Here is a 19,237-nt window from a genome sequence, read left to right on the forward strand (position 1 = left end):
TATGTTTAATTGAAATAATGCTGAATTTGTTCTACAGCTTCTGATGGGAAGATCTCTTTCCCGTATTCTTTCAGACGATACGATGTGACAGTACTCGGAGATGCAAATTCAGAAAGGATGGCTATCAGATGCTCACGATTATGGAAGGTCATTTCTTCTTCATCCAAGAACAAGTAGTAGTATTGGTCCATATGATATACCGCTCCCCCTAGCATTCCTTGTTGGAAGAGGTGTTGGGAAACGTGAATAATGTCTTCGAAAGATTGGAAAGCAAACATCATCTCATTGCTTTCATCTAAAGTAACTTTCATTTCTACAAAGTCTTCCTCTTCTTCTTCCTGTTCATCTTGGGTCACAACGATAAGCATCCCTTGGGCTTGCATGAGGTAAACTTGTACAAGCAGCATACCTTCAAGTTCAATCCCGAGCTCATCTGTTGCTTCGTACATCATGTCATGGAACAGTTGATGTACGCTAGGCAAGTCATACCACAGATCTTCACGCGATAGACCTCGATCAACTAGGTCATCAAACGTGAGAAAAATCTTAAACTTGTTGTGAGACAATCGCTCTAATCTCATTCACTCGCCCCCCTAAATAACATATAAAGTACCTTGTGTTAGTATATGTTGCAATGTGTAAAGATGGTACTGTTTTATAAAGTATAAAGAAATTATAGGGCACGGACAAGTTAAATTTCGTGCGTAGCTAACCATTCTTCCCATTCTTGTCGATTTGTGCCTAACAGAAACGGCTTTAGTCGCAATTTCTCTTCCTTAGGCAGTGAATCGTACGCATACCCGCCAAGACCAATATCAAGAGTTGGGAATTTCTCTTTCAAGGCTTTGGCAAGACTGACGGTTGTCGGGATATTCTTCTTCAACGTACATGACATGAACAAGTACTTAGGTTGAACTTCATCAATAACCACATGAGCATCACCCGGGGCCAGACTTTGGCCAAGGTAGATGACCTCATACCCTTTACGCTTTAGGAACAACGCAAATATGAGCAATCCAAGCTCATGCTTCTCATTTGGGCCACATACACAAATGGCCTTTGGAAGCGTCTGGTCAGACGGAAGAGAAATTAACATCATGCCTACTCGAGAACGCAGGAAATTCGTCGCAAAGTGTTCATGGGCGCTCGATATTTCATTCCGCTCCCACAACGTGCCGATGTCGACTAATATCGGTCCAATAACTTCAATGGCTACCTTCTCAGGAGTAAATATACTAAAGGCATAATCGAGTTGACTATGAGCCAGTTTCTCATCAAACGAAAGCAAAGCTTTCTGTAATTTATAGGAGATCTGTTGTTGATGAGTCCTGGTTTCGAATTGTTCCTCTTCAGATTCATCTTCACGCTGGTCTGTATTCTGATTCTCTAGTAACGATACAGCTTGAGAGATGGTAAACCCTTTATCGACCTTATCCATCAGCCATTTCAGCACTTTCACATGCTCCTCCGTATACACTCGGTGGCCAGCTGAATTTCGCTGAGGGCGAATAATTTGATACCTTCTCTCCCATGCTCGTAAGGTTCCAGCTTGAATGCCTAGCATGTTACATAAAGCTTTTATATTATATTTCCCTTGTTGGCTCGACATTCCATTTCCTCCAAAACTAGCTCGGTTTTTCTCCATTATAGAGAACGGTCATTTTTATGTAAAACTTGAATATGTTCTAGATCGTTTTCAACACGTTCATTATGCTATAGGACTCCGTTCTAATGTTCAAGTGTTGATCGTTTCCTTTTCTAAACAAGTGGTGGACTAGTAAATTCGACTACTCGCCTTCTCCTTCTTTGTCTCAATTAAAGATAACCCGTATAGCCAAGAAGCAATAAAGTAAGCCAGAACAATCTTAATGGACAAAACAGCTAACAGGATTGTAGCCAACAACGAGAGGAGTAGTACGAATTGCGCCTTCCTAAGACGTCCATGAATGAGAATCATGGACCATAAGTGAAACAACACTCTTCCTGTAACAAGAGCACCAATAAGGAAGCTTATACTTCCGAATAAGAACTCCCATGGGGACAGTAGCAAATAGATGTAGTAATCTTCATGAATCGGAAGTCTCGCAAGTGGAAACCAATAAATGCATAAGAAGCACCCTCCAAAGATTGCACTCGCCTTTAATAGAGTGGTAAACATACAATCATCCCCCTCTCTCCATATCTATGAAGAAAGGGGGATGCACATTAAACATCTTCTTTAATATCAAGCACACGAAATCCAGCTTTCTCAAGCCGTTTAGCAATCTTATCGATATTTGGACTCGGTTCTAGCTTTAATACAATTCTTCTTGCCAACTTCTTCGTCTCATCAAAGGTCGCCAAGGAGATGACATTCTCATGGTAGTGCTTGAGAATATCTGATAACCTAGCAATCCGACCTTCAGATTCTTCAGAAGTAAAGGCAATCCGCACGCCTCGCCTATGAGCTCCAAATGCACTTTCAAATTGTTCGATTACATCATAACGACTTACAACCCCAAGAAAGCCCCGTTCTGAATTTGTTACGGCCAATATTGGAAATCCTTTAAATAAAGGAAGTGTTTTCTCAAACACGTCATCTTCAGTTACGTATAATTCATCTCTTGTAACCAAATCCTTTAAGGAAACATCTGATAGATATTCCTCTTTCGGACGTATGCCGTGGAAATAGCCTTCGTAGATACGTTCTTGTGAGATCATGCCTACGTATTCATTCCCATCGAGAACAGGCATAGCTTGGAAGTCATGCTTTAACAACGTGTCAAGCGCTTCCCCAACCGGGTCTTGTAACGAAGCAGTTACAGACTGGAATTTGTTTTTCATGATACTTCGTACGAACATCCCATCACCCCACTAATAGATTTTTATGCTCATCGTGTATATATTCAACTCTATGGGGCTTATTCCTCTATAATATTGTGTACAAACCGTTACGAAGCTGGAATTTAAACCTTTCAAGATGATTAGTTAGAGAACTGAATCAACTCACTGCCAGCTCCTCCATCGTCTGATGGCAACTTTAGATTGGCTGGTGCATTTTGTTGTAACAACAGATAAGCAGGAAACAAAAGCCCAAGCGCAATAAACACACTAAGAAGAACTCGAAGCCAAATAGTCTGGACCCGCTCCCGGTCTTTACGTTGATTGCCCCCATGTGCCGAGCTACGAGGAGGAAGTGAGGACTGATTCTGTTCGCTCACCACGTCAGAATATCCCTCACCTCCATCAACACGCGTTCTTAATGACCGAGCTTGGTCGTTACGTTGTTCCATGAATGTTCACCTCAATTTCCCATATCGAATGAAACAGGCAAGTAGGACATCCACTGTAAAATGAGCCACAATTGTTGTAAGCAATTGCCCTGTTTCTTCATAAACCCAGCCAAGTAAAAAGCTGATGAGCAACACAGATAGTAATAAAACAGGCTTTGTTAAATAACGAATATGCATAAGTGCAAATGAAAGCGACGCAACCCAATACCCGAGTTGTTCTTGTATGACACCCCGAAACAACAATTCTTCAGCAACAGATACCGTTAGGGCAATAAGTAAGATTCCAATTAAAGGACGATCTTGGAATAGCTTCACGTTCAGGCCGCCATCATCGTACCACTCTCTCGGAGTTACTTTCATGAGAAAGAAGTCCAGTGCGACAATACCTAACCCGATGTACAGACCCAACCTTAGCGCAGCCCAATCTTGTACAGAGAATAAATTTACCGTGTATAGTAGCGGGGTTGACTCCAATAGAAATATAGCCAAGGAAGAGATCAAAAGAAATAGCGCTTGGGTGACATAAACATTGAAGACGAGCTGTTTTGGCGTTAGTTGATCGATTAACTGTTGCTGGCGGCGATTCATAGACGATCCCCTTGTAGAAATACTCTCTTCAGCGCCTCTTCCCATTGAGGAACTTCATGATTTCCCTGTAAGATGTCTGGATGCCATTTATCAAATGAGAAATCACAGATGTCGCAACAGAACTCTAACGGCTCTTTAAGCGAAGACTGAAATGATTCATATAACGTAACCCTTCTACACGTATCCCCATGAACCCATCGAATAAACTCAGATAACTTCTCATGCTTGTACAGTGCACGGTGCTCAATCGTTTGCATAATTTCATGTAAAGCGGAATCTAACTGAGGTTCTTCAGACCTCACAAATCCCCCATGGATCACATCCTTCTGTTCCAACTGATAGTTCAAGAACCTCCACTGAATCTCACTTAGCTGCAAAGTTGCCTCTACCTCTGCAGATGACGGAATCGGTTGATGAGATTGCTTCAAATTTACTAAATAATGGCGAAGCTGGCTTAGTTGATGTGGTTCAGGCAGCTCTGATGAGATGAGTGATCTAGGCAGGTCCCCATCTCCTGGGGAATAAAACGTTAAGCTAACCGATTGCTTCCCGTCACGCCCGGCTCGACCGATCTCCTGTAGAAAGGATTCGACTTGGGGAGGCAAATGAGCATGAATGACAAGGCGAATGTTGTCTTTATTAACCCCCATGCCAAATGCACTTGTGCAGCAGATGACATCGAGTTGGTCGTTCATAAACTGCTGTTGAATTAACAACCGGTCTGTATGCTCCATCCCGCCGTGATAGAAGGCAACGCGTAAATGGGGCAATGCATCTCTAAGCTCAAAGGTCGCCTTTTCTGTCCATTGTCGACTAGAGAAGTAAATCATCGTTGGTACAGGTCGTTCTTTAAGGATGGTTTTCATGCGCTCGATTTTCTCTTCCATGGAGTTCACATGTGAAACGGCTAAGGCGATATTCTCTCGGTCCATCGGATAAATATGCTTCGCCATCTGAGGTCGCTCCAACTGCGTTAGAATATCATCCTGTATAGCAAGCGGCGCGGTAGCACTCAATGCAAGCATAGTCGGATTCCCAAGCTTCTTTGCCGCCTCTCCTAATTTCAAGTAATCCGTTCGGAACTCATGCCCCCATTGGGAGATACAATGAGCCTCATCCACGACGAATAAAGAAACGTTGATACGCTTACGCAGTGCCTCCATGAATCGGTCATTTTGTAACATTTCTGGTGAACAATAAATAAGCGTATATTCATGTAGATGTTGAAGCACCTTTTGTTTTTGGTTGCTATCAAGAAAACTGTTAATGGCAACAACACGCTTTATGCCCTTTTGCTTCAATTGTTTCACTTGGTCGACCATAAGTGAAATGAGTGGTGATACGACGATTGTTGCCCCTTCTTGAATCAAGGCAGGCAACTGATAACAAATTGATTTCCCAGTTCCGGTAGGTAATATGCCAAGAACATCTTGACCAGATAAGATATCTGAAATAATTTCTTTCTGTCCTTCTCGGAAGGAATCGTAATGAAAATACCGGGACAAGTGCTGTTCTAATGTAGCCATTTACGCTCCCTCCCTATTGTGCGTCCAAAGAAGCGAGAACAAGTCGGATTTCAAAGTAAGAATACTGTTCTCCTAACGACTCCCGTATAACTTTAAGACGGTTGGTGTTTAACTGTTTGACCTGATGGGAAATGTCCTGTGCAGCCTTGGATGAAATAAAGGGTTCAATTGAGAATGAAGGATGCACAAGGGCAATTTCAACGATATGGTCTTGAATGGTGCTTAATTTCAGCCTTCTAATTCTTGTGAGCTGTTGAAGAGAGTAGCCTTGGTTAATATAATCTAGGGTCTTCTTAGCTGATTCAGTAATCGGAATTTCCTGGATTTGATCCGCTATAAAGGTGTATAGCCACGGAAAATTCGTTGAGTCTGCCATTGCCCGTTCTAGAATGTAATGAACAGAACAGGAGAATTTCACTTCAACATCGTGTACCGTCTCATGAGTATGCTGAGCGAGTTGACTCTTTGACATCCCGTATATATTCGCGCTTGTAAAGCGATACGTAATCAACTCAGCGAACTCAGAAGGCATGTCCTTTAATAATGGATATAGCTCGTTATAAAGACTCGTCAACGATTGCGAAAGCTGCGTTTTCTGTTCATGGTACATCTTTCGTACAAAGCTCACATACTCCGGTTTATCCGTGATTGGTATAAATTGATGTTGGCCTTTAACGATATTCGCAGCTGTTTGCACAAATAATAATAGACGAGACCAGACTGGCTCGCTCATATGTTGTAAGGACAATCCGTTGAACCATGTAAGCTCGTGAGCATATGATTCTAATCCTTCTTTGTAACAGGCGCGACCTTTCGCGGCTAACACAGGGACTCCTTCGTTAATGGCAATTGTCCCATCCTGTTGCATGGCTCGGAGAGTCTCCTCAAGTTGCGTTCTCTTTAGTGACTTATATACCCCATAATAAGGGGTTAATCCATACGCATGGATATCTTGAAATGTTTGGGAAGATTTCTTACCAATCAATGCATGATGAATGGCAGAGTAGGTCCTCTCCCCTTTCAATAATGTAATGCAATGAAGTAACAGGAATTGAAACACGGATGCAACCTCACTTTACGCTAATTTTCTGTCAAAATATTATGAAAAGATTACTATAACTGCGCATTATGCCCAGTATTTCAGCTTGAAATGTTAAGGAAGTAGCTTTACAATATGAAATGAGGAAAAGACAGATCATATTCTTACTTATCTATTTAGGTAATGAAACAGACTCCCTCATGAGTCTTTAGTATATTTAGGAGGGTTTATAAGCATGGCTAAATACACAATCGTAGATAAAGAAACATGCATCGCCTGCGGCGCTTGCGGAGCAGCTGCTCCAGACATTTATGACTACGACGATGAAGGCATTGCCTACGTAATCTTAGACAACAACAATGGGACAGCTGAAATTCCAGAGGAACTAGAAGAAGACATGGAAGATGCATTTGACGGCTGTCCAACGGATTCCATCAAGATTGCGGACGAATCCTTCGACGGCGATGCACTTAAATTCGAATAGTCTCGAGAACATCCCTTCATAATCGTTGAAGGGGTGTTTTTTTATTGTTCCGAAAGCTCCATTAGCTTCCGAATTGCTTGCTCATAATCCGTTGTACTAAACCAACGATAATGCTCACAGTCAAGAATACGGTAATGTTTAGTTACGGTATGTTGCTGAAGCCGGAACTCCCCTCTCTCATGGACAACTTCCCACCACACCTTTCCAGCAAGCGTACGCGACTTTGGTCGATTCACATATTCATGCGCGATCAGCTCCACAACCTCTATGGGCGAATCACCTAGCTCATGCTGTATAATTTCGCTATCACGAAAAAGCGCAGTAACAGCAACAATTGTCGTCCAGCCTGCTTGTACACGTCCCTTTTCGATTTGCACCAACGTTTTCTTAGATATTCCGAGCACATCCGCCATCCGCTCTTGCGTATATCCTCTCTCAATACGGATGAGTTTCATCCTAGGCGATATTTGCTGAATAAGTGTATGCTGGTTCATATTCATCATCCCTATCCATAGCGATAGCTTTATTTTAACACGCAATCCACTTTCCTTCCTACCTAAACCTTGTTATAATAATGAATCGTAACGTACATACTTTTATATCTTAAGGAGGATTTCCCCATGGCTGAAAACAAAGTAATCGACGTTTTTGTTGAGATTCCAACAGGAAGCCAGAATAAATACGAATTCGACAAAGAGAAAGGTGTCTTCAAGTTAGACCGCGTTCTTTTCTCTTCTCAATTCTACCCTGCTGAATACGGGTACATTGATGACACGCTTGCGCTTGACGGTGACCCACTAGATGCGCTAGTACTAGTTACAAACCCAACATTCCCAGGCTGTGTCATTGAATCCCGCGTAATCGGATTCCTTAACATGATCGATGATGGCGAAGAAGACCAGAAGCTTCTTGCTGTCCCAACTGAAGACCCACGTTTCAAAGACGTTCATACACTTGATGATGTTCCACAACACAAACTTGAAGAGATTTCTCATTTCTTCAAGACGTACAAAGACCTTCAAGGTAAGAAAACAGAAATTGGCGCTTGGGAAGGCGTTGAAGCTGCGAACAAATTGATTGACGACTGCTTCAATCGTCACCAAGAAGACAAGTAATGACGTAAGCAGAGCCTAATTAAAAAGGGCTCTGCTTTTTTTATTTACCTCCATCTTCCCTTCAATTTATACTATAATGGCAACGTACCTTAAGGAGGGAATGTGTTGACTAGAATGAAGCCTATTACATGTGAAAGAAGAAGTTACACGCGCGAATACCACGCTCACTCCCATGAGTTTGGGCAGTTCCTGTTTCCGTTGGAAGGTTCATTAGAAATTAGTACAAAGGTACAAGAATTAAACTTAGATTCAGACTCCTGCTTCTATATCCCCCCTGAGATCAATCACGAATACCGTTCAATGAACCGGAATGAATTCCTTATACTAGATGTTCCAACCCACTATGTTTCTCCCTATACAGATACACGAACAATCCCGCTAGACCAACAGTGGACCGCTATCCGATATCTCCTGTTAGAAGAGGTGAATCGGAATCATACCGACACGTCTTCCCTCTTGAATTTAACAAGATATGTGACAAGCCAGTTAGAAAGCACTACACCAGCATCGATTTCCTACATTCATCAACATTTCAAAGAATCTATACGGATTGAGACACTCGCCGCCATGGAACATTATCATCTTGTATATTATTCCTCATGGTTTAAAGAAAAGACAGGACAGACACCGAAAGCATACATAACAAAGCTTAGACTGGAAGAAGCACAACAATTACTCCTTACAACAAGTTGGTCAATGCAGTCCATCAGCGAAGAATTAAGGTTCGAGAATTCTTCTTCTTTCTCAAGATGGTTCTCAAAAAGCATAGGGGTCTCCCCACTTCACTATAGAACTCTTCATAAAGGATAAAAAGGAGATTAAACTCCGTCAAGAAATGGAACACTTTATTTCCTATACTTAGGATAATAAATCCTTTTTCCTTCGGGGTGAAATCATGAATCAAAAATGGGCACCTTTCCTTGTATTGATTGCTGCCGTTCTTTGGGGAACGACTGGCACAACTCAAGCTATGGCACCTGAACACGCACACCCAATAGCAATAGGCGCTACACGTTTAGCAGTGGGTGGGCTATTTTTACTTGTACTTCTGCTAGCGACCCGTCACTTTAAACTTCGAAGCTTACCAGTCAAGATGACCATCTTCGCATCTTTATGCATGGCACTCTACCAACCCCTTTTCTTTTCTGCCGTTTCCATAACAGGGGTTGCGGTTGGTACGGTTGTGGCAATTGGAAGTGCACCTGTGTTTTCAGGGTTAACAGAATGGGCATTTCTGAAGGTACGGCCTACTAAGACATGGTGGTTCTCCACTGCTTTGTCGATAACAGGTTGTTTCATGCTCTTTGCCCATCAAACGTCTACATTTGTAGACCCTATTGGTATTCTTATGTCGCTCGGAGCCGGGCTATCCTTTGCCCTTTACACGCTTTGTAGTCGACAATTGGTTCACACTAGCTCACCTCTATCAGTCGTAGCCATTGTATTCACACTGAGCGCTCTATGGCTGTCCCCACTCCTATTTATGTATGACCTGTCATGGATCTTAAGCTACCGAGGAATCGGAGTCAGTCTACAACTCGGAATCGTGACCACAGGCATTGCTTACTTCTTATTTGCGAAAGGATTAACACGTATCTCTCCATCTACTGCTGTTACCTTGTCATTAGCTGAGCCATTAACCGCCACACTCTTTGGTGTATTTCTACTAGGAGAGCGATTATCTGGCCTATCATGGACTGGTATATTCATGCTTATTGTCGGAATCGGCTTGCTAATGCTGCCGAAAGAGGTTCTTGCGGGACGGAAAATCGTAAGGATTGAACAATAACAAGAAGAAAAGAACTTCCATAGTGGTGGAAGTTCTTTTCATTACCAGTATCGCGGTTACTTCTCAATAATCGTTTCTTTAATCGCTTTACCCAAGTGACGACCTGGTTCGTCTTCAAGAGCAGCAATCCAATCGCCTTCTTCGAGATTGAGAATAGAAGTGATGCCCTTACTGCGCTCGAACACATAGACGCTAGATGCGCTTTGAAATGTTGCACTAATTTCTCCATCCTCTTTCGCACACGCAACCTGAAGCATAGGTCGCTTCTCGATCTTCACTCTACCAATCGCCACTTTCCTCACTTGTTCCCCGCTGATAAGTTCCAGCTCTTCCCCAGCTTGAAGTTCTTGTAAATAATACGTACGCTCACTTTGATGCAAATACTGATGAAAGGCGCCTACGTTCACTCGAAACGGACGAGGTGGATATCCTTTAGATACCCGATTTTCTGAGAACACCTGTACATACCCATGCCCAGTGTTCCCAACAAATAAGCTTTCTTCTTCTCCAATTACATCAGTAAAGTCAATGCATACGCGCATCCCCTCTACAATCTCATTTATCGAAACTACTTCATTAAATCCGCGTTTGTTCAACACCTGTTGAAACCCTCCTTCTCACTCTCCTTACTCTGTCTGGTCATTAATTGAAACAGGGAGCGATATAGGCTTTGTTACATCATATTTCCCGACATCATGTTCCTCGATTCCATCTATCTGAACTCCACTCATACCGAATGAATGAGCGGTTGCCAACATAGCCGTAATCATTTCTTCTGTCCATTCGTCTTCTGAAGATAGCGTGATGGTAGCTTCATCTTTATCTACCGAAACCGATTCAATGCTGTACGTTTCTGGGAACGTAGGTTCCAATCCATCTTTACGCTCCCCTTGCTTCATATCAAAGAGAGCCTCTTCTAATGACTCGTAATCGTTGTATACAGGGACTAAATAGGAGTTAGAATCCGTTTCATAACGCTTATAGGAACTTGTTCGCTCTGACTGTAAGATATACTGTTCTAGCACGCCTTCATCCGGCGGCACACTTCTATTCTGTAACTGAACAGTTTCTATCCCAGCCGGAATGAGCATCAACTCTAGCTCTTGTAGGAATCTATCTGTGTTTTGTTGTTTTCCATCTTGAATTGAAACGACCGCAACATCGCCATCAAATGAAAAGGATGCCTCACGAATCCATTCAACGGGGGCGAGGGGGCCTATCGGTTTCACTTGGCCTTGTAGCTCATTTACAAGTACTTGTAATGGTTTTATCTGCTCAGAAACGTATGAAATTGGGACAAGTATGTCACCAGTTGGTTCTTTGTACGGCACCACAAGAAAATCGCGTTGAGGCTGATTGATGAATGAGGAGGATTCGCTACGTTCATCAAGGGCATCCTCATCCCCAGTTATTCCTCGGGATGGTTCATCTTTCGTTTGTGTATCTTGAGAGCCGCTTTCTGGACTAGCTTCCTCTAATGCCTCGGATTCTGCTGCATCGTCAGTGCGGTCTGCCTGTTCAGTTGAAGGAGACGAGAAGGAGGATTCCTGCTGCTCTGACGGTCCAAAATTCGTTTGATTGATCATGAAGAACAACAGACCAATTGCTAGAACTATCGCACCTACAGGCAACAATTTATTTAAAGAAGAGGATTTCTTCTGTGGTTCATTCGCTTCTTGTACACGTCTATACACTTCTTCTTTGGAACGAGTGTCCTCCACTAATGGCATCTCCTGTAGGTACTTCTCTATTTCTTGTTCTGTTCGTTTAGTCAATCTTCTCGCCTCCTTCCGTTGTGCCATCCCAAGATTGTTTAAGTGCACGCAAGCCACGATGCTGCGTGGTCTTCACTTTACTTTCACTCCAATTCAGAATAGCAGCAGTTTCTTTAATGGATCTTTCTTGTATGTAACGAAGGATTAACACACTTCGTTGATTCGGGCTACATGTGTCTAAGTGATAATACAATTCCTTCACTTCATCTGATTTCATAACCAGTTCCTCCGGAAGAGGCTCCGGGTCACGAATGGTTTGACCTCGTTCTCCCATATCAAATAAGTCATAAATGCGATCCTTTAACCGCTTCTGTTTCCTGAAATGGTCGAAGGTGACGTGCTTTGCAATGGAGAAGAGCCACGTTTTCTCACTACTTTCACCTTTGAACGAACTGTATGATTTCATAACTTTCACATACACTTCTTGAATTAAATCTTCCGTAGCTTCACGGTCCTTTACCATATAATAAATGAATTGAAATAAGTCCTGATGGTAGTGGTCGTAAAGTCTGTCGAACAAGTTGCTCATATCAGACCCCCATTTAGTGTATTAGACGTCGAGTTCCTCTTAAACGTTACACCTAGTGCAACTATAGCGGAATTGTTCTGTTTCTTGAATAGTTCTTGCCACTTATTTCATTTATTTTCTGTTGATGAATGTAAAGAAACCCACTTTCCTTAACAAAAGTGGGTTTCTACGTAAAATGCTGTTGTTTCATAAGGAACAAGATTGTTCGCCAAAACGTTCTAACATTCGTCTTGGAGCGGCAGTTTACACGTGAATGTCGTGCCTTCACCAATCTTGCTATGGACAGAAATCGTACCTTGATGGGCTTCCATAATATTTTTGGCAATCGCAAGCCCAAGGCCTGTTCCACTCTTACCTTTTTCGCGCTTTCTAGATTTATCGGCTTTGTAGAACCGTTCAAATACAAATGGAAGATCTTCTTCTTCAATCCCTGAGCCCTCATCTTGAACAGCGATGACGACTTGTTTCTGGTCGACGAAGGCATTGACCTTCACGACACCATTCTCATAACTATGACGGATGGCGTTGTCGATTAAATTCGTTAAGACTTGTTCGAAACGGTCTGGGTCCATACAACTCGTCCGACTCGCTGAATCAGCTAAAGACAAGTTAAGTGTAACCCCTCGTTCACCAGCCAGCCCATGAAATTTCTTTACAATTCGTTCGATGAACGGCTGCATATGTACTTGCTCTAGATTGAGCTGAATATGACCGGCTTCCATTCGAGCTAAGTCAAGCAACTCATTAACGAGACGACCGATACGGAGCGATTCCTCGTGAATGATCTGCGCTAGTTCATTCTTCTCTTCTTTACTCTCTGCCACATCGTCTACAATGGCTTCACTATACCCTTGCAACATGGAGATTGGCGTACGTAGTTCATGGGAGACGTTTGCGATAAAGTCCTTTCGCAACTTGTCCAAACGACGCTCTTCTGTCATGTCGCGAATAACAGCTACAGCACCACGGACATAGGATTGGTTGTAAAGAGGGGTCATGATTACGACCCAGGACCTGCCTTGTATGGTGTATTCCGCCATCCCTTCTTCCTCTGCTGTAACGACCTGGTCTAACAACTGTTGAAGAGGTTCTGGCAAATAGGCTTCATTAGGGAGCATCACTTTACCCGTTTCATATTCCCAAGCATGAAGAAATTGAGCTGCGGGAGGGTTCGTAATGAGCACTTCTCCATTTCGATTAAGGGTAATTACCCCATCTGCCATGGAGCGTAAGATTCCCGATAATTGCTCTTTTTCTTGACTTAATGCATTGATATGAAATTTCAATTGTCTCCCCATCCGATTAAACGCCATCGCTAATTCGCCAATTTCATCGTGGGTCAAGATAGGCACCTTTGTGTTAAATTCTCCTCTTGCCAATTCGAAAGCTCCCTCTCTCATCTTAATGAGAGGTGAAGTGATTCGAGTGGATAAGAAGAACGCAAAAATGGTCGTCAAGATGACCGCAATCCCTGCTCCAAGAAATATAATCTTCGTCGTCTGTGCTGATGTCTGCTCAACGAACGTGAGGTCTTGGTACATATAGACCGCGCTACCTTGTTCAATCGGTGTACCAACAATAAGGATATTCGTATCTGTCTTAGGAATACTTGTCTCCTGTTTAATCACTTCTTCGCCTTCCATAACTCTAGCTAACGCCTCATTGTTCTTGACCCAAGACGCGTCAATTGGCGGTACATTTGAGTTTCCTTGTTCACTCGATAACCATGCATCCTCCTCTTCAAAGAGAACGAGAACACGAGTGCTTGAATCCACGACATGGTCAATAATATCGAGAGCTAACTCACGATTGTCGTATTCTTCAACAATCTCCGTTACTTTCTTAGCAGATTGGACGAGCTCGTCTTCTGCTTCGACAAGGTGATAATTCTCAAAGAACTGCAAGAGAAGTACGGTTAAGATGAAGAGGACGAAGCACACGAGCATAAGAATCGTGACCCAAAGCTTCCCTACCACACTACGCCAGAACATTATGAACCGCTCACTTCAAATTTGTACCCTACACCCCACACAGTAATAATCATACTGGCCGCTTCCGTTGATACTTTGCTTAATTTCTCACGAAGTCGTTTAATATGTGTATCTACTGTTCGAAGGTCGCCAAAGAACTCATATTGCCACACTTCCTTGAGTAGTTCCTCACGGTCAAATACCTTATCAGGAGCTTTAGCCATAAAGAGCAACAATTCATATTCCTTAGGTGTCAAGGAAACATTTGTCCCATCCGCCAATACTTTGTGAGCGTCATTATCAATGGTCAAATGAGGAAAGACAATCAAATCCTTCGCTGCTGTATCCGTTTGTAAGAACTTCGTCGTACTAGAGCGACGTAACAAAGCTTTCACTCTAAGGACGACCTCTCTTGGGCTAAATGGTTTCACGATATAGTCGTCTGTACCGACTTCAAACCCTTGAACGCGGTTTGCTTCTTCCCCTTTAGCCGTCAACATAATGACAGGCGTTGCTTTCTTCTCACGTAGCTCTTTACACACTTCAATCCCGTCTTTACCTGGCATCATTAAGTCGAGAAGAATGACGTCATATTCGTTTTCCAAAGCCATATGTAAGGCGGTTTCTCCATCTTCAGCTTCCTCAACCTGGAAGTCTTCTTTCTCGAGATACATTCGAATAAGACGGCGAATGCGATCTTCATCGTCAACAACTAAAATTTTTGCATCTTGATTCATAATTGTCCCCCGTTCCTAAAAATAGAGACTACATCTCTATGTAGTCTCTTATCCTTTATGCGTAAGAATGTAGACCTGCAATCACAAGATTTACTACAATCAAGTTAAACATAATGATAGCAAATCCAATTACGGCAAGCCAAGCCGATTTCTCACCATGCCAGCCACGAGACAGGCGTAAGTGAAGAAATGCTGCATAGAATAACATTGTAATTAACGCCCATACCTCTTTTGGATCCCAACCCCAAGGTCGGTCCCACGCTTGTTGCGCCCAAATCATCGCGAAGATGAGAGCGCCTAATACGAAGACAGGGAAGCCTATAGCCACTGCCCGGTAGCAGACTTCATCTAATAGGTCTGGTTTCACCTTCTTCAACAACGGTTGAATCGCAGCTGCAATTCGTTTACGAAGAATGAGGCGTAACAGCCAATAAATAACTAGGCCTGCTAGAAGAGACCAGATGAACGTATTTAGCTTACTTGCAGCATCTTGTCCGTTCATCCATGAAGGAGCATTAAATAATGGGCTAAATGCACCCTCACTCACCATTTCAGAATCATATGGGCCAACTATCGCTGGCAATCCATACTGTATCGTCGTCATCTGTTCTTCCACTGGAGCTTCAAATACGACTTCATACTCTAACGCTCTAAAGCTACTCGTAAGGGTAATAAACCCTAATGTCGCAATTAACGTGTAAAGGACAAACTCAAGCCAGAATGATCGTTTAGAAGCACGACTTTGATCGATTTGTCGAATTAAGTAAATAAGTCCTGCTGCAAAGCTTACAGCAAAAATGGCTTGCCCAGTTGCCGCAGTGGTCACGTGGATATAAAGCCAATGTGTTTTCAGTGACGGCACAAGCGGAGAAATTTCCGATGGGAACATGCTTGCGAACGCAATCAACAGCAAGGCAATCGGCAATGCAAACAATCCAAGCATGTTCAGCCGGTAAATAAAATAAATAATAATAAACGCTGCGACAAGCATCATGCCAAAGAACGTCGTATATTCAAATAGATTACTAACCGGCGCATGGTCACTTGCAATCCAACGTGTAATAAAATAGCCGACTTGTGCGATAAACCCAACAATGGCAATCGTGATCGCAACATTGCCTAATTTACTTTTCGTATTCGTCCCCTTTTTGTCTCGAATCGTAGCAGCAAAGAAGAACGTAGCAATCAAATATAGCACAAAGGCCGCGTACAGTAGATTGCTGCTAACTGTGCTCAAATCTCCCATGATGTTCCTCCCTTTCTACTCCCTTATACCTCATCATCTTGTAATTCCTGCTGGTCTTTCGGCATTTGAATCGAAGTACCTTCAAGCGCTTTCTCAATTTCCCTCTTCACACCGAACCAATTCTTATTCGTATGAGCGGCAATCCAAATCCCCTCTTCACGTGGTTGAATCCAGATTCGTCGGTGATTCCAATACATCCCCTGAACCACACCAACCATAAAGATTAAACCTCCAAGAGCGAGAAATGGCAACGTGTAATCTCGTGTCACCGTTAAGCCAGTTACATCGCGAACACCGAAATCAACAAGTCCAAGCTTGTACTCCCGTTCTCCTGGTGTCGCACTAATGTTAACACCAATCCCTACGAAGCTCACTTCTGCCTCTTCTCGTTCGTCCTTCTCTTTAGTATAGACGCGCATTGCGAACGCGGGATTCTTTGGATATTTCGAGAGTGACGTCGGCCCGTCCTCTTCCATCTTATAATCTGGGAAGTATTCATCGATTTCAACTTTGAAACCATTCGGTAATGTGTAGGTTTCTTGTGGTTCTGATAAGTTCACCGTAAATTCTCCGAGCGATGTTTCATCAGCATCATCTGCTTCATGGAGCTTAAACGTTAACTCCGTAAATTCATTCTGTTGATAGCTAGATTGGAAGAGCGAATACCCATCAAAGGTGATTGGTTCGTTAACTCGGGCTTCTGCTTCCTTTACAACGGTAAGGTCAGCCTCAGTACCAGGTAAGGAATCGTCAGAACGCTTATAGATGACGGCGTTCGTCTGATAGTTCTTCGGTACAGGGGCACCGTTTCGTTCGATGGCTTCTTTATAACGCTCATCATTCTCATCATAATATTCGAGAATAAAATCCTTATTCTCGATAAAATACTGATCATCAGTCTGCGGGATGACCTTGGTCTCACCTTCACGAACCCATACGAAGTCGTCTATGTACATAAATGGGATGAAGCGTAGTAAGGCTCCAAGCAAGAAGAGAATGAGTCCGATGTGGTTCACATAAGGTCCCCATCTCGAGAAACGATTCTTCTCAGCGAGAATATGCCCGTCTTCCTCTGTTATCTTATATCGCATACGTTTAAGCTTCTGAACCACTTGGTCTTTATCAGCTTCACTAACCTGTTCCGTCGCTCCAAATACGCGCTGTTTCTGCATAAACATATGGTGTCGCTTTGGACGTTGACGTTTCAAGGAACGATAAAGGGGAATAAAACGGTCAAGACTCGCAATCACAATCGAAATTCCAATACCAGATACGAGGAGCATGTACCACCAAGAGCTATATAAATTATGAAAGCCGAGCTGATAGTAGAGTTTCCCTAGTATTCCGTATTCAACTTCATAGAATTGCTCTGCAGGTAGCTGGGATTGCTTTAAATCTTCTTGTGGGAAGATGGTACCGATTGCGGAGGCAACCAGCGTTACAACAATCAGCCATACTCCTACTTTCACAGATGAAAAGAAATTCCAAATCTTGTCCACTAGTGTCTTGTTGTAGGTCTGAGATCGTCTGGAGCTTCCATCATAGCGCATATTCACAAGCGCCTGATCTTCATTTCCATTCAAATGTTGATTCTTCTCAATTGGCTTTCCACAAGATTCACAGAGAACTGTACCCTCTGGATTGGAATGCCCGCAATAATCACACTTGATTTCTCTCATAGTCAAACCCTCTCAATCGGTGTCTGATCGTTAAGCCTCAGGCACAATCTCATCCAAGTACATTTTAATCCGGTCAATGTCCAAGCCGCCCATCACCTTACGTTGAACCGTCCCGTCAGGTGAGATAAATAGAGTCGTAGGAAGTGGTTGGATGCCATATGTAGTTAATACCTGCTCAGATTTATCGTGCAGGATTGGAAACGAAAGGTCATATTTATCCATAAATTGATTTACAATAAGTTCACTTCGGTCTACACTCACGGCAAGAATTTCGACCCCTTTTTCTTTATACTCTGGGTAAACCTCTTCCATATAAGGCATTTCTTCCTTACAAGGAGGACAGTACGTGGCCCAGAAATTCAACATAACTCCTTGCCCTTCATAGTCGCTTAATTTAATGGTTTCCTGCTCTGTATTCAATCCAGCTAGCTCGAAATTCGGAGCAGTCGTTCCCTCATCTACGAGTTCAGAATTTTTACGTTGATAGTTTAAGACGAGTGCTGTGACCACTAAACCGACCATAACGGCTAGAAGTGTGAATCGAACAATGTAGCGCTTTCTTTTCTTAGCTATTTTATCACTCATTCAACTTCACTCCTAGCAACCATTATATCACGGTCATTCTATCCTAATTTTGAAAATTTAGTTAACATTTTGCTCAGACATATTTCGAAGACGCTTCACTTCGTATGGTGTAAGCTTTCTAGCTTCACCAGGTTGCAGTCCCTCTGTAGTTAAGAAGCCATACTGTTCACGCTTCAGCTTGTCTACTTTAAATCCAAGCGCTTCAAACATACGGCGGACTTGACGGTTCTTCCCTTCATGAAGGACAAGTTCAACAATCGATGTGCCTTTTTGACGGTCGGCTGAGAGTAGCTTCTGGCGAATTGCTTTCAACTTGTCCCCATCCGAGTATACTCCCTTTGTCAGTTGTCGCAATTGTTCTTTCGAAGGAATCCCTTTCAGTTTCGCAACATATACTTTGTCTAGCTCGTGTTTCGGGTGCATAAGAGACTGCGCGAAATCCCCGTCATTTGTTAGCACAATAAGCCCTGATGTATCGTAATCAAGTCGGCCCACAGGATAGATCCGCTCTTCTACTTCAGGTAAGAAGTCCGTCACGACTTTACGTCCTTTGTCATCTTTCACACTAGAAATGACGCCTCTTGGCTTATAAAGCAAGTAATGTACTGGCTCTTCTTTCTCGAGTGGCACGCCTTCTACAACTATTTCGTCGTTAGGCGATACTTTCGTGCCTAATTCTTTCACCGTTTTACCGTTCACTTGAACTTTCCCTTCAACGATGAGTGTTTCGGCTTTTCTTCTTGATGTCACACCACTATTGGCGATTACTTTCTGTAGTCGTTCTTTTCCTTCAGACATTGTCAATCTCCTTCGTTCGTTTGAATTCCATGAAAAAACAGTGCCGCATCGCCGCACTGTCCATTAACGTTGTCTGCCCTGTATGGCAACAAGGCATTTGTACAA

Annotated in this window: 22 protein-coding genes; 4 read left to right on the forward strand and 18 right to left on the reverse strand. The window is 42.9% G+C overall.

The window, feature by feature from the left end; translation table 11 throughout:
* Positions 1-5 precede the first annotated feature (5 nt).
* From H513_RS0103920 to H513_RS0103955, 8 genes are all read right to left on the reverse strand, one after another.
* A complete protein-coding gene (locus H513_RS0103920; RefSeq protein WP_026799543.1) occupies positions 6-581 on the reverse strand; it encodes a genetic competence negative regulator in 576 nt (191 codons plus the stop codon).
* Between the two features lie 110 nt (positions 582-691).
* Positions 692-1,609, reverse strand: a complete 918-nt coding sequence (locus H513_RS0103925; protein ID WP_026799544.1) for a MerR family transcriptional regulator — start codon at positions 1,607-1,609, stop codon at positions 692-694.
* Between the two features lie 165 nt (positions 1,610-1,774).
* A complete protein-coding gene (locus H513_RS0103930) occupies positions 1,775-2,158 on the reverse strand; it encodes a hypothetical protein (RefSeq protein ID WP_026799545.1) in 384 nt (127 codons plus the stop codon).
* Positions 2,159-2,205: 47 nt separating this feature from the next.
* A complete protein-coding gene (locus H513_RS0103935) occupies positions 2,206-2,823 on the reverse strand; it encodes a CBS domain-containing protein (RefSeq protein WP_231572098.1) in 618 nt (205 codons plus the stop codon).
* A 140-nt stretch (positions 2,824-2,963) separates the two neighbouring features.
* Positions 2,964-3,272 carry a hypothetical protein gene (locus tag H513_RS0103940; RefSeq protein WP_026799547.1) on the reverse strand — a complete coding sequence of 103 codons (309 nt, stop codon included), beginning with the start codon at positions 3,270-3,272 and terminating at the stop codon, positions 2,964-2,966.
* Positions 3,273-3,278: 6 nt separating this feature from the next.
* Complete coding sequence (locus tag H513_RS0103945) at positions 3,279-3,860, reverse strand: CPBP family intramembrane glutamic endopeptidase (RefSeq protein WP_026799548.1); 582 nt, start codon at positions 3,858-3,860, stop codon at positions 3,279-3,281.
* Entirely contained in the window at positions 3,857-5,386 is a 1,530-nt protein-coding gene (locus tag H513_RS0103950) for a RecQ family ATP-dependent DNA helicase (protein ID WP_026799549.1), read from the reverse strand. The genes H513_RS0103945 and H513_RS0103950 overlap by 4 nt, the downstream gene beginning before the upstream one ends.
* 13 nt (positions 5,387-5,399) lie before the next feature.
* Positions 5,400-6,446 (reverse strand): YpbB family protein, encoded by a 1,047-nt coding sequence (locus H513_RS0103955; protein ID WP_026799550.1) that lies wholly within the window; start codon positions 6,444-6,446, stop codon positions 5,400-5,402.
* A gap of 214 nt (positions 6,447-6,660) precedes the next feature.
* Between H513_RS0103955 and H513_RS0103960 the strand changes: the two genes are divergently transcribed.
* A complete protein-coding gene (locus H513_RS0103960; RefSeq protein ID WP_026799551.1) occupies positions 6,661-6,909 on the forward strand; it encodes a ferredoxin in 249 nt (82 codons plus the stop codon).
* A gap of 41 nt (positions 6,910-6,950) precedes the next feature.
* Here H513_RS0103960 and H513_RS0103965 read toward each other — a convergent pair whose 3' ends face one another.
* Positions 6,951-7,403, reverse strand: a complete 453-nt coding sequence (locus H513_RS0103965; protein ID WP_026799552.1) for a helix-turn-helix domain-containing protein — start codon at positions 7,401-7,403, stop codon at positions 6,951-6,953.
* Positions 7,404-7,529: 126 nt separating this feature from the next.
* Between H513_RS0103965 and H513_RS0103970 the strand changes: the two genes are divergently transcribed.
* From H513_RS0103970 to H513_RS0103980, 3 genes are all read left to right on the forward strand, one after another.
* Positions 7,530-8,024, forward strand: a complete 495-nt coding sequence (locus H513_RS0103970) for an inorganic diphosphatase (protein ID WP_026799553.1) — start codon at positions 7,530-7,532, stop codon at positions 8,022-8,024.
* Between the two features lie 114 nt (positions 8,025-8,138).
* On the forward strand, positions 8,139-8,834 hold the full coding sequence (locus H513_RS0103975) for a helix-turn-helix transcriptional regulator (RefSeq protein WP_026799554.1): 696 nt from the start codon (positions 8,139-8,141) through the stop codon (positions 8,832-8,834).
* Between the two features lie 85 nt (positions 8,835-8,919).
* Positions 8,920-9,813 carry an EamA family transporter gene (locus H513_RS0103980; RefSeq protein WP_026799555.1) on the forward strand — a complete coding sequence of 298 codons (894 nt, stop codon included), beginning with the start codon at positions 8,920-8,922 and terminating at the stop codon, positions 9,811-9,813.
* 56 nt (positions 9,814-9,869) lie between these two features.
* On the opposite strand, the gene H513_RS0103985 is transcribed toward H513_RS0103980, so the two are convergent.
* The 9 genes from H513_RS0103985 to H513_RS0104025 form a co-directional block, all read right to left on the reverse strand.
* A complete protein-coding gene (locus H513_RS0103985) occupies positions 9,870-10,412 on the reverse strand; it encodes a 3-dehydroquinate synthase II domain-containing protein (RefSeq protein WP_026799556.1) in 543 nt (180 codons plus the stop codon).
* 27 nt (positions 10,413-10,439) lie between these two features.
* A complete protein-coding gene (locus H513_RS0103990; RefSeq protein WP_026799557.1) occupies positions 10,440-11,588 on the reverse strand; it encodes a GerMN domain-containing protein in 1,149 nt (382 codons plus the stop codon).
* Positions 11,581-12,117: an RNA polymerase sigma factor SigX gene (locus H513_RS0103995; RefSeq protein ID WP_026799558.1), complete on the reverse strand. Its 537-nt coding sequence runs from the start codon at positions 12,115-12,117 to the stop codon at positions 11,581-11,583. The genes H513_RS0103990 and H513_RS0103995 overlap by 8 nt, the downstream gene beginning before the upstream one ends.
* A 218-nt stretch (positions 12,118-12,335) precedes the next feature.
* Complete coding sequence (locus H513_RS0104000) at positions 12,336-14,108, reverse strand: ATP-binding protein (protein WP_026799559.1); 1,773 nt, start codon at positions 14,106-14,108, stop codon at positions 12,336-12,338.
* Positions 14,108-14,824, reverse strand: coding sequence for a response regulator transcription factor (locus H513_RS0104005; protein ID WP_026799560.1), 717 nt, complete (start codon positions 14,822-14,824; stop codon positions 14,108-14,110). Before H513_RS0104005 ends, H513_RS0104000 begins: the two co-directional genes overlap by 1 nt.
* Before the next feature lie 55 nt (positions 14,825-14,879).
* Positions 14,880-16,070, reverse strand: a complete 1,191-nt coding sequence (ccsB, locus tag H513_RS0104010; protein WP_026799561.1) for a c-type cytochrome biogenesis protein CcsB — start codon at positions 16,068-16,070, stop codon at positions 14,880-14,882.
* Between the two features lie 23 nt (positions 16,071-16,093).
* Positions 16,094-17,749, reverse strand: coding sequence for a cytochrome c biogenesis protein ResB (gene resB, locus H513_RS0104015; protein ID WP_026799562.1), 1,656 nt, complete (start codon positions 17,747-17,749; stop codon positions 16,094-16,096).
* A gap of 30 nt (positions 17,750-17,779) precedes the next feature.
* Positions 17,780-18,334: a thiol-disulfide oxidoreductase ResA gene (gene resA, locus H513_RS0104020; protein WP_026799563.1), complete on the reverse strand. Its 555-nt coding sequence runs from the start codon at positions 18,332-18,334 to the stop codon at positions 17,780-17,782.
* A 57-nt stretch (positions 18,335-18,391) separates the two neighbouring features.
* Positions 18,392-19,132: a pseudouridine synthase gene (locus tag H513_RS0104025; protein WP_026799564.1), complete on the reverse strand. Its 741-nt coding sequence runs from the start codon at positions 19,130-19,132 to the stop codon at positions 18,392-18,394.
* Between the last annotated feature and the right edge of the window lie 105 nt (positions 19,133-19,237).

This window comes from Pontibacillus halophilus JSM 076056 = DSM 19796, from assembly GCF_000425205.1.
GTDB lineage: Bacteria > Bacillota > Bacilli > Bacillales > BH030062 > Pontibacillus_A > Pontibacillus_A halophilus.

Excerpts from the sequence above, each read along its gene's own strand:
- H513_RS0103920 (WP_026799543.1), bottom strand. The coding sequence starts at position 581 with ATGAGATTAGAGCGATTGTCTCACAACAAGTTTAAGATTTTTCTCACG.
- H513_RS0103925 (WP_026799544.1), bottom strand. The coding sequence starts at position 1,609 with ATGTCGAGCCAACAAGGGAAATATAATATAAAAGCTTTATGTAACATG.
- H513_RS0103930 (WP_026799545.1), bottom strand. The coding sequence starts at position 2,158 with ATGTTTACCACTCTATTAAAGGCGAGTGCAATCTTTGGAGGGTGCTTC.
- H513_RS0103935 (WP_231572098.1), bottom strand. The coding sequence starts at position 2,823 with ATGAAAAACAAATTCCAGTCTGTAACTGCTTCGTTACAAGACCCGGTT.
- H513_RS0103940 (WP_026799547.1), bottom strand. The coding sequence starts at position 3,272 with ATGGAACAACGTAACGACCAAGCTCGGTCATTAAGAACGCGTGTTGAT.
- H513_RS0103945 (WP_026799548.1), bottom strand. The coding sequence starts at position 3,860 with ATGAATCGCCGCCAGCAACAGTTAATCGATCAACTAACGCCAAAACAG.
- H513_RS0103950 (WP_026799549.1), bottom strand. The coding sequence starts at position 5,386 with ATGGCTACATTAGAACAGCACTTGTCCCGGTATTTTCATTACGATTCC.
- H513_RS0103960 (WP_026799551.1), top strand. The coding sequence starts at position 6,661 with ATGGCTAAATACACAATCGTAGATAAAGAAACATGCATCGCCTGCGGC.
- H513_RS0103965 (WP_026799552.1), bottom strand. The coding sequence starts at position 7,403 with ATGAACCAGCATACACTTATTCAGCAAATATCGCCTAGGATGAAACTC.
- H513_RS0103970 (WP_026799553.1), top strand. The coding sequence starts at position 7,530 with ATGGCTGAAAACAAAGTAATCGACGTTTTTGTTGAGATTCCAACAGGA.
- H513_RS0103975 (WP_026799554.1), top strand. The coding sequence starts at position 8,139 with ATGAAGCCTATTACATGTGAAAGAAGAAGTTACACGCGCGAATACCAC.
- H513_RS0103980 (WP_026799555.1), top strand. The coding sequence starts at position 8,920 with ATGAATCAAAAATGGGCACCTTTCCTTGTATTGATTGCTGCCGTTCTT.
- H513_RS0103995 (WP_026799558.1), bottom strand. The coding sequence starts at position 12,117 with ATGAGCAACTTGTTCGACAGACTTTACGACCACTACCATCAGGACTTA.
- H513_RS0104000 (WP_026799559.1), bottom strand. The coding sequence starts at position 14,108 with ATGTTCTGGCGTAGTGTGGTAGGGAAGCTTTGGGTCACGATTCTTATG.
- H513_RS0104005 (WP_026799560.1), bottom strand. The coding sequence starts at position 14,824 with ATGAATCAAGATGCAAAAATTTTAGTTGTTGACGATGAAGATCGCATT.
- ccsB (WP_026799561.1), bottom strand. The coding sequence starts at position 16,070 with ATGGGAGATTTGAGCACAGTTAGCAGCAATCTACTGTACGCGGCCTTT.
- resB (WP_026799562.1), bottom strand. The coding sequence starts at position 17,749 with ATGAGAGAAATCAAGTGTGATTATTGCGGGCATTCCAATCCAGAGGGT.
- resA (WP_026799563.1), bottom strand. The coding sequence starts at position 18,334 with ATGAGTGATAAAATAGCTAAGAAAAGAAAGCGCTACATTGTTCGATTC.
- H513_RS0104025 (WP_026799564.1), bottom strand. The coding sequence starts at position 19,132 with ATGTCTGAAGGAAAAGAACGACTACAGAAAGTAATCGCCAATAGTGGT.